Source organism: uncultured Wocania sp., assembly GCF_964021735.1.
Taxonomy (GTDB): domain Bacteria; phylum Bacteroidota; class Bacteroidia; order Flavobacteriales; family Flavobacteriaceae; genus Wocania_A.
The window spans coordinates 1-15,024 of the sequence record NZ_CAXIBN010000076.1 but is presented as its reverse complement, the minus strand read 5'-3'; the positions used below and the strand labels follow the sequence as shown (position 1 = coordinate 15,024).

The following is a 15,024-nucleotide window of genomic DNA, read 5'->3' as shown; positions in this document are numbered from 1 at the left end:
AGCTGGGATGAGGGCATCCCATTAGGCAATGGTATTATAGGGGCACTAATTTGGGAAAAAGAGGGACGCTTAAGAATGTCTTTAGACAATGTAAACCTATGGGATTTGCGTCCTATGGAAAACTTAAATACTCCAGAGTATAAATATTCTTGGGTTTACGAACAATGGAAGAACGATAATTACAAAGCAGTACAGGATAAGTTTGATGTGCCTTATGATAGATCTCCAGCACCTTCTAAAATTCCTGGAGCAGGACTTGAATTTAATATTGAAGAATTGGGAAAACTAGACTCAACTCGGTTGTCAATTACAGATGCTGTTAGCAAGGTAAATTGGGCTAATGGAGCGGCGTTTGAAACATTTGTCCATGCATCCGAACAAGTAGGATGGTTTAAATTTAAGAATGTTCCAGACGGATTTAAACCAGTACTCTTACCACCTGCTTATACTATTGAAGGAGAAAGTAAAGAAGATTCTCCCGTTACAGGACAAGACTTACGCAGATTGGAATATCCTGAAGGGCAAATAACAGAAACTGAAAATGAAATAAATTACACCCAAGAAGGTTGGGGAGGCTTTAGCTATAACGTTAATGTGAAATGGGAGCGTCAAGGAGATGGTCTGGAGGGGTGTTGGAGTATAACAGCACATTATCCAGAAAGTGAGAGTGGTTCAAGTTCACAAGACCTTGTAAAATTAGCTTTACAAAGAGGTTATCAATCAGACTTTAGTTCTCATAAAGGTTGGTGGGCTAATTTTTGGTCAAAATCTGCTATCAATATTCCAGATTCTGTTATAGAAAAGCAATGGCACTTGGAACAATATAAATTTGGATCGGCAGCACGTAATGGTGCACCACCCATATCTCTCCAAGCAGTTTGGACAGCCGATAATGGTAAACTACCACCATGGAAAGGGGACTACCACCATGATTTAAACACCCAGTTAAGTTATTGGCCCTCGTATTCTGGAAACCATCTCGATTTAGAGATTGGGTATTTAGAATGGTTACTTAAATACCAAGATAACTTTAATACATACACAAAAGATTATTATGAGGCTGAAGGTTTGGCGGTTCCGGGAGTAACAACCTTAACGGGAGAACCAATGGGAGGGTGGATACAATACGCTTTTGGACCAACAGTTTCGGGTTGGTTAAGTCATCATTTTTATTTGCACTGGCGTTACAGTATGGATAAGGAATTTTTAAAAGACAAGGCATATCCGTGGATTAAAGAAGTGGCTCTGTTTTTTGAAGATGTTTCTGTTAAAGGTGAAAATGGATTACGAAAGTTACCAATTAGTGCCAGTCCAGAAATTCATAACAATAATAGAGAAGCTTGGTTTGGAGAAACTACAAATTTTGACTTGGCAGCCATACGTTGGACTTACGAAAAAGCAGCCGAATTGGCTTTGGAATTGGGCAAAGAAGAGGATGCGGCTAAGTGGAACAGCCTATTAGAACAATGGCCTAATTTTGCTATTCATGAAGCTGAAGGTTTAATGTTAGCACCAGGTCATCGTTATGAAGAATCCCATCGCCATTTTTCACACTTAATGGCCTTTCACCCTTTCGGACTTATAGATTATTCAAAAGGTGAAGATCATAAAACCATAGTAGACAATACCATTAATCATTTAACCGAAACAGGATCAGATTATTTTACAGGATATTCCTTTAGTTGGTTGGCCAATTTGCAAGCACGCGCTTTTGATGGAGAAGCAACGGCTAAGACTTTAAGGATATTTGCAGAAAATTTCTGCCTCCCAAACTCTTTTCATGTAAACGGAGAGCAACATAATAAAGGATATTCCAAATTCAAATACCGGCCGTTTACCTTAGAAGGAAATTTTGCCTTTGCCTCGGCAGTTCAAGAGATGTTAATTCAAAGTCATACAGGCGTTGTACAACTATTTCCTGCCATTCCTCATGATTGGAAGAGCCTTAGTTTTGATACATTACGAACAGAAGGTGCATTTTTAGTTTCTGCCAAAAAAGAAAATGGACAAGTGTCAGAAGTACATATAGTTTCAGAAAAAGGAGGAGTTTTAAAATTAAAAAATCCATTTGGAGATTCAAAGATTATTATTGACGCAGAATATGTACTTGAAGATAACATTATTAAAATAAACACGTCAGAGAACCAAAAAATAAGTTTAGTGCTTGATAAATAATAGTTTGACAATGGACAAAGCAAAAATCTTCACCTTACAATTAATAGTTTTTTCTTTAATGGCTTGTTCTAATTTGTACGCAAATGAAGAAGTTATTGATGATGATAATTTAATAGGCTTACAGAATAAATCGTTGTCTGTAGTTTTTAATAAACAAAGTGGACAGTTGGTATCCATGATTAATAAAAACACAAACGATAACTATATCAAAACACCAAATGGAGGTAATATTTTCAGGTTTTTTGTCAATACGGCATCAATGCCTAGGCTGAGATCAGGTGCGCAAAATAGTGATTATGGCGGTGTTATATTAGACCCTAGTAGCTGTAAGCTTGATACTTTTAAGATAATTAAAAAGGATGAATCTAATGAACTCGTTTTAAATTATGTATATGAAAAACTAAATATTCAAATTAAACTTCAGTTAGAGCTTCATAATCATAAAGATAATTTTGATGCAAGTATTGCAATAACAAATACAGGTAAAGAAGCATTCACAGGCTACCTTGCTTTTCCTTATCTAACTGGAGTATGTTTAGGTGAAGACAAGAGTACTAACTTGGCAGTTAATATGTGGGATAGGGGGTATCCAGGTGCTAAAGCATGGGAAAGACCTTTAGGAGGCGTTTACGGGAAAAATGTATCAATGCAATGGCAAACGGTTTATGAACCTGAAGGAAAGCAAGGTCTTGCTTTTATAACTATGGATAAAGATTTTAGCAATAAGGTCTTATCTACATTTCCAGAAGGTGGAATGTCATCTTTGTATTTTGATAAAAAGGTGATTGAGCCAAGCAAAACAAGGGAGTGGCCATCTGCACGCTTTGTAGTATATAATGGAAATTGGAGAACTGCAGCAAAAGCTTATAACAATTGGTTTGAAAACAATGTGCAGACCCGAAAAATTCCAGAATGGTATAAAGAGGAGGTTTCAACACGTTCAAGCACATGGTTTCCAACTAAAGAAACTATTGAAGAAAATAAACAAGATTCAGTATCAAATGCGTTTACATCGTTTCAACAATTACACAGTTTGTTCAGTAGTCCGATTTTTGGAAACAATATAAACGACTGTATGGAAATAGCCATGTGGAATGAAGGGGTTAATAAATGGCCAGAAACTTATGGTCCATGGATGTCTTCAGGATTTATTGACTATAGGGGAGATTTAGGTGGTAAAGAAGCTTTTAAAAAAGGTGTTGAAATATGCCATACGTATGGAAGACGAGTAGGAATGTATGTTGCAGCCTATGGGGCAAGAACAGCAAGTCCTATTTTTGAAGGAGATTGGGAAAAGTATGCCATTAAAAATAGAAATGGTAAGCCAGTGATGGATTATAGAAAAGGTAAAGAGGTATATGGTGCATTTAATTGTCCTGGATATAAACCATGGCAGGATAATTTAATTAGAGTTTGTTCTATGTTGGCAGATGCTGGAGTTGATGAAATTAGGTTAGATGAATTTGGATTTCCGTTTCGCCCATGTTATAATGAAGCACATAATCACAAAAGTCCTTTTAATGCTAATAAATGGATGCGTGATTGTTTAAGGCGTATTCGCGAAGCTACGGACAAGATTAACCCCGAACTTTTTCTTTCAACAGAATTTTACATGGATTATTTCAATGAAAGTGCAAATGGTGCACTAATCATGGATTGTCCCGGAAATGAAATTGATGCTATGAAAGTGGCTATGCCTAACTATGTGCCGTTATCCTATCATGCAAGTTCTTCTGAAGCAGCTATTACAGGAGCAATAATGAGTAAAACTGAAAGTAGAAGAAACAATTGGGCATGGGGAAATGTAGGTGTAGAAAAACCAGACGATTATGACGAAAATTTTGTAGTAAACTTAAAATGGCACGAATTGCACCCAACATTTTCTGAAGCGGTAACTTATGGAGATGTGACTGAATGGGATCCCATTGCCGAAAATGACCCCAAATGGATGGGTCATGTATGGAAATCTAAAGATTATTGGGTGTTAACAGGAGGACATATTGATGCTACGCCCTTACCTACCTCTGAAGTAAGGATAAAATTACCAGAATTACCCAAGGCAATTAGTAGCGCATACGAATTTAATGTAGAAACTTTAGAAATGCGTGAAGTAGGAATTGATAGAGTTAACGGAGAGGTTTATATTAATTTAAAATCGGCGGTTTCAGCTGTACTTTTTCCTTTTCCTAATTGTAAACCCTTGCCCATTATTCGTCAGAAAAATGAGTTTGCTGGTGGAAATGATACAATGGAAATTCAAGTTTCACTTTTTGCACCATGGAATCATGAAAAAACAAGTAACGATTTCGAAAACATTTTTTTAGAAGTACCAGGGTTTGAGGTCACTAATAAAGTAACTGGAAAGGTTAAAACATTTATGATTCATAAAGATGATACAACTTCAAATGGAAATTATCACTATAGTGTTTCTGGTGAGTGTATGAAAGTAAAAAGATGGTTTGAAGTTGTTAAATAACAAGGATGAAATTTTTAATAAAAAAGATAATTTAAAAGAATGAACACCCTAAAAAGATTTTTTAAGAGAAGTATTTTGTTAATTGCAGTCTGTGCTTTGTTTGCCTGTAAAGATAAACAGCCAACGCTTACTAGTACTGAAGTAAAACTCAATTTAATACCGCAACCAAATTTCATAAAGACATACAGCGAAAAATTTGTTATAAATGAGAATACTGTTGTTTATTATCCTGAATCGAATCAAGATTTAAAAAAGCAAGCAGATATAGTTAAAGATATTATTTTTGAACATATAGGTTTGAGACTGTCGTTACAGGGATATTCTAAAATTCCTGAACAAGGAATTATTCTTACTCAGTCCAAAGGAAATGAATCTTTTCCAACCGATGAGTCCTACCAATTAGAAATAACAAGTCAAAATGTTTTACTTTCAGCTACAACAATTAAAGGATTGTTTTATGGGATACAAACCTTTAGACAACTTTTGCCACTTGAAAATAATAATAAAACTGTAGAAGTTACGTGTTTAGACATTAAAGATACGCCTCGATTACCTTATAGAGGGATGATGCTTGATCCTGCAAGACATTTTCTTCCAGCTCACGATATAAAAAAATATATTGACGCCATTGCTATGTATAAATTTAACACCCTACACTTGCATCTTTCCGATGATCAAGGCTGGCGTATAGAGATTAAAAAATATCCTAAACTTATGGAATTAGCCTCAAAAAGAAAAGAAACCGATGGTGATGGTGTTTCACATGGCGGTTATTATACCCAAGAGGAACTAAAAGATATTGTAGCTTATGCCAAAGAACGCTTTATTGAAGTTATTCCTGAATTGGATGTTCCAGGGCATAGTCAGGCGATGCTTGTAGCCTATCCCGAGTTAACTTGTTTTCCCGATGATTTTGAAGTTAGAACTACACCAGGGGTTTCTAAAAATTTGCTATGTGCTGGTAATGAAAAAGTATTTGAGTTTTATGGTAATGTATATAAAGAATTAGCTCCCATTTTTACAGCAGAAAAGTTTCATATAGGTGGAGATGAAGCGCCTTTGGATCACTGGAAAGAATGTCCTAAATGCCAAAAGAGGATTAAGGATAATAATTTAGAAAGTCCTCAGCATCTAATGAGCTACTTTTTTGAACGGATAAGTGATACCTTGGCAAAACATGGCAAGACTCCTCAAATATGGTATGAGTTGGATGTGCCATTTTATCCAGAAACCAGTACCATGTACACTTGGCGTGGTGGTTTAACCCCCAAAACCATCGAAAAATCCAGAGAAATGGGCTATAACCTAATCTGCTCACCTGGAGAGCATGCCTATTTCGATTATCCGCAAGCAAAAGGAGAGGAAACATGCGATTGGATGGCGTATTTGCCATTAGAGCAGGTTTATAAACTCGACCCAGGATACGGATTGCCAGAAGATAAGCAAGCCCATATTATTGGTGTTGAGGCTACTATCTGGGGCGAATATGTTAAGGACATAGATAGGGCATTTTATATGACCTTTCCAAGAGCCATGGCTTTGGTTGAAGCCGGTTGGACCCAAATGGAAAACAGAGAATGGAATAGTTTTAAGTCTAGACTTAAAAGCAACCTAAAGTTACTTGAACAAAAAGGTATTAATTTCAGAGAACCTAAGGAGTTATTAGAAGATAAATTTTATTTGAACAATTAATATAAAAAACAATTTATGAATATAAATGACGCATTATCCCAAAGATTGGAACAATGTTATTCTGGAGCAGTTTACGATGTGTTGCGGGCTATGGGCTATCCCAACCAAACCTTACCAAATAATATCCATCCGTTGGATGCAGATAAAAAATTGGCAGGACCTATATATACTGTTAGTGGTAAATACGATGCTAGTTTCAATCCACATGAAACCTTATTAAACTGGACAGGCTTGCTTTCTAAAGCACCCAAAGGAAGTGTGGTAATGTGCCAACCTAACGACGATACCCTTTCGCATATGGGAGAACTCTCGTCCGAAACACTACAACTTCGAGGTGTTCGCGGTTATATTGTAGATGGAGGGTGCAGGGATTCGGCATTTATTAAAAACATAGGCTTTAAGGTGTTTTGCAAATATTACACTCCAGTAGATGTTGTAGGAAGGTGGATGGCTTACGGTTACGGAGAACCGATTAATATTGGCGATGTAAAAATCCATACAGGCGATTATGTTATGGCCGATAGGGATGGGGTGGTCGTTATACCCCAAGATATTGTAGAGGAGGTTATCGCTAAAACAGAAGAGGTTCTTAGAACCGAAAGTTTGGTAAGAAAAGCAATTATGGAAGGTGTAGACCCGCAAGAAGCCTATTTAAAATATGGAAAATTCTAAGCAGTCCATTAAACTTTCCAATAACGATAATGTATTGGTACTCACGATAGATTTAGATGCAGGCGATGTTTTTACATATAAAGGGATGGACTATAAAACTATAGAACCAATTACTTTAGGGCATAAAATAGCTGCAAAAAACATAAAAAAAGGAGAAAAAATAATAAAGTTCAATTTGGCTATTGGAAGCGCAATCGAAGATATTAAAATAGGAGAGCATGTCCATCTTCATAATATGAAGAGCGATTTTATAGCATCCCATAACAGGGAAAATTAGTACTAAGCTTAAAGTAACATGGAATTAAAAGGATACTTGAGAAAAGACGGGAGAAAAGGCATTAGAAATGTCATTTTGGTAGCTTATTTGGTGGAATGCGCACACTATGTGGCTTCAGAAATAGCAAGACCTTATAAAGATAATAATGTACAGGTTATTGGTTTTGGAGGATGTTATCCAAACGAATATGCCGCTAAAATAATGAAACAACTTTGTACGCATCCCAATGTGGGCGGTGTGCTATTGGTGTCTTTGGGATGCGAAAGTTTTAACAGGAACAAACTTTCCGAAGCGATAAAAGAATCGGGACGACCTGTTGAAACATTGATCATTCAAAATTGTGGAGGAACAGCCAAAACCATTGAAAAAGGCAGGGAATGGATTAAGAATACCGTAGAAACACTTAAGGAAACAAAATCGGTAAATATATCGGTCGAAGACTTAATAATAGGAACCATATGTGGCGGATCGGATGCAACAAGTGGTATTTCTGCCAATCCATCGGTAGGTTTGACTTTCGATAAACTGGTGAAACATAATAGTACGGTTATTTTTGAAGAGACAGGCGAAATGATAGGCTGTTTCGAGGATATTATAAAACGTGCCGAAACCCCATTGTTGGCTAAGGAAATTGAAAAAGCATTAGAAAAAGCAGCCCGGTATTATACCATAATGGGTTATGGTAGTTTTGCACCAGGAAATGCTGATGGGGGGCTGACCACCATTGAGGAAAAATCGTTGGGTTCTTATGCTAAAGGCGGAAGCGCACCTATTTCCGGATTGATAAAGCCTGGGGATTTACCAAATAAATCGGGACTTTTTTTAATGGACATTGTTCCCGATGGAGAACCTAGGTTTGGTTTTCCCAATATTAACGATAATGTTGAAATTACAGAACTTATAGCTTCCGGATGCCATATAATCCTTTTTACCACAGGTCGTGGTTCTGTTGTTGGATCTGCGATTTCGCCAGTAATAAAAATATGTGCAAACCCCAGCACATACCAACGCATGTCTGATGATATGGATGTTAATGCAGGTAAGGTCATTTCTTCCAATGCCTCATTGTTTGATATTGCCGATGAAATTTATGATAAAATAGTGCAAACAGCCTCGGGCATACCAACAGCTTCAGAACGCTTAGGACATCAAGAATCCGTAATCACCTATAAAACCTTTGAGCCTATTGGACCAAATTGCTTGGTAGGCTAAATATAGACCTATTAATATGCATAAAACCAGAAAATTTTCCAGACTCCCCTTCATTTTAATAACGAGCTTATTCTTGGTATGGGGTTTGTTCAATAACATGACCGATACGCTTTTGGCAGCTTTTAAGCGCATTATGAGCATGACGGATTTTCAAACCTCATGGATACAAACCGCCTTTTACGGTTCGTATTTTTGCTTGGCTATTCCAGCCGCATTGTATATAAAGAGGTTTAGCTATAAGTCTGGTGTGTTATTGGGTTTGGGTTTGTTTATAGGAGGTGCTATGCTATTTTATCCGGCAAGTATAAGCATGCAATACGCTCACTTTTTAGTGGCTTTGTTTGTTTTGGCAGGAGGATTGGCCATTTTAGAAACCACGGCCAATCCATATATTATTGCCATGGGACCAGAGGAAACAGCGACAAGGCGATTAAACTTAGCGCAATCCTTTAATCCCATTGGATCCATAATGGGAATAATCTTGGGAAAGTTATTTATACTATCCAATTTGAATATGGCCAACGCAGAAGAGCGGGAATTAATGGATCAGTCGGCTTTAAAAGTCATTCAGTCAGAAGAACTAAATGCTGTTATGGGTCCTTATGTTATTGTAGCATTGATTCTGCTGTCGCTTTGGATTATTATTTATTTTGTTAAGATGCCCGCAGCGTCAGATGATACACAAGATTTTAATGTACTTCCAAAAGTAAAAAGGTTATTGAAAAATAAGAATTATTTAATGGGTATAGTCGCCCAGTTTTTTTACTGTGGCGCTCAAATTGGAGTTTGGTCTTTTACCATTAGATATGTCATGCAAGAGTTTAATTTAAACGAGCAAGAAGCTTCCAATTACTACTTGGCATCTATAGTGTTGTTCATGTTTTCAAGATTTATTTGTACCTGGTTAATGCAATTCATTCAACCCAAAAAGCTATTGGTAGTTTTGGCATTTATCGCTATGCTTGCAACAGCAAGTGTAATTTTTATTAAGGGAACTATAGGCGTGTATTCGTTGGTTTTAATTTCAGCTTGTATGTCGTTAATGTATCCGACCATTTTTGGTTTGGCCATAAATGGTTTAAAGGACGATACAAAAATAGCAAGTTCTGGTTTGGTGATGGCAATAGTGGGAGGGGCTGTTTTAACACCGCTACAGGGACTGGTTTCAGATGGATTGCAAAGCATCAGTTATTCTTATTTTATTCCATTATTCTCGTTTGGGGTAATTCTATTTTATGGATTAATTGTTTCCAAAAAAGTCGAAAATTAAAATATTTAAAGTCATGAAAATTAAAGGGTTTTTTATAATAGTAGTTATGCTACTTAGTTGCAAAACAGAAGTAGTTGAACCTCCAGTTCCTTTTGGACCACTACCCACCAAGAGTCAATTAGCATGGCACGATATAGAGTTTTATGCTTTTATACATTTAACCATTAATACTTTTACAGATAAGGAATGGGGCTTTGGGGATGAGTCTCCACAATTATTTAATCCTACGGCGTTCGATGCAGAGCAAATAGTGCTTTCATGTAAAAATGCAGGTATGAAAGGTTTGGTTTTAACCGCAAAGCATCATGATGGATTTTGCCTGTGGCCTACCAAAACTACGGAGCATAATATATCAAAGTCACCTTATAAGGATGGAAAAGGGGATATTGTTAAGGAAATTGTTGATGCATGTAGAAAACATGGACTAAAAGTAGGCATGTATTTATCACCTTGGGATAGAAATACAGCAACCTATGGAACTCAGGAGTATATAACAATGTTTAGAGCGCAATTAACGGAATTATTAACAAACTATGGTGATGTTTTTGAAGTGTGGTTTGATGGGGCTAATGGAGGTTCTGGATATTACGGAGGAGCTAACGAGGAACGTAAAATAGACAGGTTATCATATTACGATTGGGAGAACACCTTTAACCTTGTTTATGAATTACAGCCCAACGCAGTTATCTTTTCTGATTTAGGACCAGGAGCAAGATGGGTTGGTACCGAAGCGGGATATTCAGGAGACCCATGCTGGCATCGTTATACACCCCATGGAAGAAATGGTAATAAACCTGGAATAGGTGAAACCATGTATTTAGAAGCATTAAATGGACATAGGGAAGGTGATTTTTGGATACCTGCTGAGACAAATACATCGATTCGTCCTGGGTGGTTTTACCATGAACATGAAGATGATAAGGTAAAATCGCCAGAACGATTGGTAAAATTATATTATGAAAGTTTAGGACATGGGACTAATTTAATTTTGAATTTACCACCAGACAGAAGAGGCTTAATACATGAAAATGATATTGCTTCTTTGACCAAGTTTAAAGAAATAATTGATGCTACTTTTTCAACAAATTTGGCAGAAGGAGCTGTTATTAGTGCAAGTAATGTTCGTGGAAATTCACCTCAATACAGTGCGGATAATCTGCTAGATGATAGCCAACAAACATATTGGACTACAGATAATGATATTACGGAATCAAATCTAGTTGTGGAATTTCCCAAGGAAACAGAATTTAACGTGATTAATTTGCGTGAATACATTCCATTGGGTCAGCGTATATGGGGTTGGGCTATAGATAAATGGGAAGATAATTCTTGGAAAGAATTTGCTAAAGGAGAATCAATTGGGAATAGAAGGCTATGGAAAGGAGCCTTGCAAATCACCAATAAAATAAGAATTAGAATTACTGAAGCTCCTGTTTGTACAGCATTAACAGAAATATCGGTGCATTTAGAACCCGTACAATTAGCTCCTCCTATAATACAGAGAACAGAAACGGGAAACATTAAAATTACAAGTAACGGATTTATTAGATACACATTAGACGGTAGCGACCCAACCGAACAATCAGCTATTTATGAGAATGAAATACCTTTTGAAAAAGGAGGAACTATAAAATCTAAGGTTTTTTATAAAGATAAAAGCAGCGAAATAGCAACTTCTACATTTACTTATAGTAAACACCTATGGAATATTATTGAGACTAGTTCTTCAGTAAAAAATAGAGAGGCTGCTAGGCTTATTGATGATAATGAACGAACTTTTTGGCAATCTGATGACGGGGATCAAAAAAGGGACGTAGTAATTGATTTTGGAGAGATTTTAAATATAAAAGGCTTTAGTGTTTTACCACGGCAAAGCGAAATAAAGAATGGTATCATAACACATTATGAGTTTTATACGAGTTTAGATGGTGAAACATGGAAATTGGCAAAATCTGGGGAATTCTCAAATATTGTTAATAACCCGATAGAACAATTTGTGAGTTTAGATGTAATTGAAAAGGCGAAGTTTATAAAGTTTAAAGCCGTTAAGGTCTATGAAGCTAATTATGCAAGATTAGCTGAGTTAGGGGTTATAGTTGATTAATTTAACACTTTAATAAAAAGATTATGTATTATGTGGGCTTCATAGTAAATTTAGATATGAAATAAATTAAAGATTTATTAAGTAAATCCATTCAGCAAAAAGTATCGGTATTGTAAATAATTTTAAGATAGAAGAATATGTTGTGTTGGAGTTTTACCTGTATAGCGTTTAAACACAGTGGCAAAGTAAGATGACGAACTAAAGGCTAGACCATAAGCCACATCCTGTATAGTATTTGTTTTAACGTTAAGCATTTCCTTGGCTTTATCAATCTTCTGTCGTAAGATATAGTCGGTTGGTGAATACCCCATTTCCTTTTTAAACTTGTATTTAAAATGGGATAAGGATAAATTGCTTAAAGTGGCAAGGGCGTCAAGTGACAGAGATTCATTCAAGTTATTGTTGATAAAATGGCATATTTCTTCAATATCTTTACTTATAGCCTTATTTGTAGATTTACTACCAAAATCTAAAACACTAAGTAAAAAATGCAGGAGTAGATTGGTTATTTTAATTTTATCGAGTCCGTGTATTGAATGTTCACAAATTCTATAAATAGCATTTAGGTCATGTTTGAGCCTATCTGACCCTTTAAATTTCCTGTTTTCCTTTAATTGGTAAATAGCATCAAAAAATAATTTTGTGTCTTTTTTTGTTAAATTTAAAAGCCTTTTATTTTTATTTGGAACTTCTATTATTAACCAAAATAAACGACCGCGCTCTTCAGGAAAACTTTTCGTACCATGTTCCTCCCCAGGAAAAGTTAATAAAAGATCTCCACCATTTATTCTATAATCTTCTCCCTGAATATGATAATACTGTGTGCCTTTTTCTAAGAAACAAATTTCTATCATATTATCATGTACATGCATTTCCAGACTTTTATTCATCTGTTTATAGTTGTAGGACCCTAAAATTTTTATGCAATCAAATCCTAAAGCTTCAAAATCAATTATTTGTCGCTCTTTAGTAGAGGTCTTATCAAGTTCTTGCATCTTTGAAATAGTATTATCGTACTAAAATTAATAATATTTTTTCAATTTTTAGCTTTCTTTGGTAGTCTATAGTTCAAAATAAATAAAAGTGGATTATTGAGTTTATTAAATTTTAAGAAATAACACTTATGAATACAGCAATAAAATGGGAAAACGACAAAGAACTTTTCAAAATAGTTAAAGAAGAACTGTTCGTTGCTTTAGTGGGAGATATATTGGATAAAATGGGATACTTACATCAATTTCTTTCACCAAATATAAAACCATTAAGAAAAGATATGGTTACTATAGGAAGGGCAATGACTGTACTGGAAGCCGATACTTTTGAAGAATCCTCACAAAAAACAAACAATCCTTTAATGAAAAAACCTTTTGGGATTATGTTTGAAGCACTCGATAGCTTAAAGGAAAATGAAGTGTATATATGTTCGGGATCATCACCCAGATACGCTTTGTGGGGTGGTTTAATGAGTACAAGAGCGCTAAAGTTAAAAGCCGCTGGAGCTGTTGTAGATGGCTATTCTAGAGATACCAATGAAATTGAAAAACTAAATTTTCCAACATTTTCATTAGGGACTTATGCTCAAGATCAAGGACCTAGAGGAAAGGTTATTGATTACCGAGTACCTATTGAATTTAACGGAATTCGTGTAAATCCAGGAGATATTGTTTATGGGGATAGAGATGGCGTACTAATAATTCCTCAAGAAGTAGAAAAAGAAGCATTTGCTGGAGCTATTGAAAAAGCAAGAGGCGAAAAACTGGTACAAAAAGCTTTAGAAGAAGGGATGAGTACAGTGGATGCCTTTGAGAAATTCGGAATCATGTAATTATTAAAAGTATGAACTTATCAAATAAAAATATTTTAATTACTGGAGCTGCTGGTTTTGGGGTTGGTAATGGGGTTGCCGTTGCATTATCTAAAATGGGCGCTCGGGTTATTATTAATGCTCGAACTTTAAAGCAGGCACAAATTGTAGCGGATAAATTGCCCAATGCCATTGCGGTAGCTGCTGATATAACGAATGAAACTCAAGTAGATGCAATGTTCGCAACCCTAGCTAAACAAGTAGGGGTAATACATAGTTTGGTTAATAATGCTGGCGTTGGTTTAAGCAAAGAAGCACATAAAGTCACAGATCAAGAGTTTGACAATTTATACAACATAGATGTAAGAGCTGTGTGGAAGCTTTCAAAATTATTTGCGAATCAGCTTATAGAGAATAATACAGAAGGCAGTATAATTAATATTTCTTCGGTACATACTTCGGCAACCATTTCTAAGTATGCTGTTTATGCCAGTGCAAAAAGCGCCGTAGAAGGATTAACCAAAGGTATGGCTGTTGAGTTAGGGAAACACAACATTAGAGTAAATGCTGTAGCCCCAGGGTATGTACATGCAGAACAGAATTTAGAGCTGATTAAAACATTTGCTGACGATCCCGAACTTTGGGTAGAAAATCATACTAAAGACTATCAAAGTTTACCATTTGAAATAGAAGCCGAAGATTGCGGAAACGTAGTTGGCTTTTTAGCTTCAGAATTTAGTAGAGCAGTTACAGGTCAGGTCATTTATGTAGATAACGGCACAACTTCTATGCTATATAACAATTCATTTATTGAAAAGCAATAATATAAACACATGAAAATTAGTAGAATTACTTGTTTTGAAGTTATAGTTCCAGCACATCCTGGAGCTATAGAAAGCAAAGGCTTTAATAAGGGACTTCATAAATTGCCTTTAGGTGCTAAAGCAGGGTGGAATGTACAATTTGATGAGGTTTCTAAACTAATAGTACAGTTAGAATTGAAAAACGGTATTATTGGATGGGGTGAACTATATAGAAGTCATAATTGGGTAACAGTAGATGCGATATGTGAATTGTTGGTTGGTCAAGATATTGAATTGTTAACATTACAAAAATTGCCTTTTGCTTTTTCTAGAGAGTATGATGGTTTTGAGTGCGCTATTTGGGATGCCTATGCAAAATTAAAAGGGGTGCGCGTAGTGGATTTATTGGGAGGCGCTTTAAAAAACAAAGTTAAAGTGGGGGCATGGTCAAGCCATCGAAATCAAGAAGATATTGCCGATTTAGCTTTAAAATTCCAAAATATGGGATATACCTGTATGAAATTTAAAAGCGATTTAGA

At 35.8% G+C, this 15,024-nt stretch carries 12 protein-coding genes; 11 read left to right on the top strand and 1 reads right to left on the bottom strand.

The window, feature by feature from the left end; genetic code table 11:
• The 8 genes from AADI82_RS08415 to AADI82_RS08380 form a co-directional block, all read left to right on the top strand.
• A partial coding sequence (locus tag AADI82_RS08415) for a glycoside hydrolase family 95-like protein (protein WP_341216000.1) occupies positions 1-2,175 on the top strand: 2,175 nt, incomplete at its 5' end.
• Between the two features lie 10 nt (positions 2,176-2,185).
• Positions 2,186-4,651 (top strand): DUF6259 domain-containing protein, encoded by a 2,466-nt coding sequence (locus AADI82_RS08410; RefSeq protein ID WP_341215999.1) that lies wholly within the window; start codon positions 2,186-2,188, stop codon positions 4,649-4,651.
• 39 nt (positions 4,652-4,690) lie between these two features.
• Positions 4,691-6,343: a beta-N-acetylhexosaminidase gene (locus AADI82_RS08405; RefSeq protein ID WP_341215998.1), complete on the top strand. Its 1,653-nt coding sequence runs from the start codon at positions 4,691-4,693 to the stop codon at positions 6,341-6,343.
• A gap of 15 nt (positions 6,344-6,358) precedes the next feature.
• Positions 6,359-7,015: an RraA family protein gene (locus AADI82_RS08400; RefSeq protein ID WP_341215997.1), complete on the top strand. Its 657-nt coding sequence runs from the start codon at positions 6,359-6,361 to the stop codon at positions 7,013-7,015.
• The gene (locus AADI82_RS08395; protein WP_341215996.1) at positions 7,002-7,292 is read left to right on the top strand and encodes a UxaA family hydrolase; all 291 of its coding nucleotides are present in this window, start codon (positions 7,002-7,004) and stop codon (positions 7,290-7,292) included. Before AADI82_RS08400 ends, AADI82_RS08395 begins: the two co-directional genes overlap by 14 nt.
• Positions 7,293-7,310: 18 nt before the next feature.
• Positions 7,311-8,504 carry a UxaA family hydrolase gene (locus AADI82_RS08390; RefSeq protein WP_341215995.1) on the top strand — a complete coding sequence of 398 codons (1,194 nt, stop codon included), beginning with the start codon at positions 7,311-7,313 and terminating at the stop codon, positions 8,502-8,504.
• Between the two features lie 16 nt (positions 8,505-8,520).
• Positions 8,521-9,774 (top strand): L-fucose:H+ symporter permease, encoded by a 1,254-nt coding sequence (gene fucP / locus AADI82_RS08385; protein ID WP_341215994.1) that lies wholly within the window; start codon positions 8,521-8,523, stop codon positions 9,772-9,774.
• A 13-nt stretch (positions 9,775-9,787) separates the two neighbouring features.
• The gene (locus AADI82_RS08380) at positions 9,788-11,878 is read left to right on the top strand and encodes an alpha-L-fucosidase (protein ID WP_341215993.1); all 2,091 of its coding nucleotides are present in this window, start codon (positions 9,788-9,790) and stop codon (positions 11,876-11,878) included.
• Between the two features lie 122 nt (positions 11,879-12,000).
• Here AADI82_RS08380 and AADI82_RS08375 read toward each other — a convergent pair whose 3' ends face one another.
• The gene (locus AADI82_RS08375; RefSeq protein WP_341215992.1) at positions 12,001-12,873 is read right to left on the bottom strand and encodes an AraC family transcriptional regulator; all 873 of its coding nucleotides are present in this window, start codon (positions 12,871-12,873) and stop codon (positions 12,001-12,003) included.
• A gap of 128 nt (positions 12,874-13,001) precedes the next feature.
• Between AADI82_RS08375 and AADI82_RS08370 the strand changes: the two genes are divergently transcribed.
• The 3 genes from AADI82_RS08370 to AADI82_RS08360 all read left to right on the top strand — a co-directional run.
• On the top strand, positions 13,002-13,703 hold the full coding sequence (locus AADI82_RS08370; protein ID WP_341215991.1) for an RraA family protein: 702 nt from the start codon (positions 13,002-13,004) through the stop codon (positions 13,701-13,703).
• A gap of 11 nt (positions 13,704-13,714) precedes the next feature.
• Positions 13,715-14,506: an SDR family oxidoreductase gene (locus AADI82_RS08365; RefSeq protein ID WP_341215990.1), complete on the top strand. Its 792-nt coding sequence runs from the start codon at positions 13,715-13,717 to the stop codon at positions 14,504-14,506.
• 9 nt (positions 14,507-14,515) lie between these two features.
• The coding region (locus AADI82_RS08360; protein WP_341215989.1) for a mandelate racemase/muconate lactonizing enzyme family protein at positions 14,516-15,024 on the top strand (509 nt) is incomplete at its 3' end.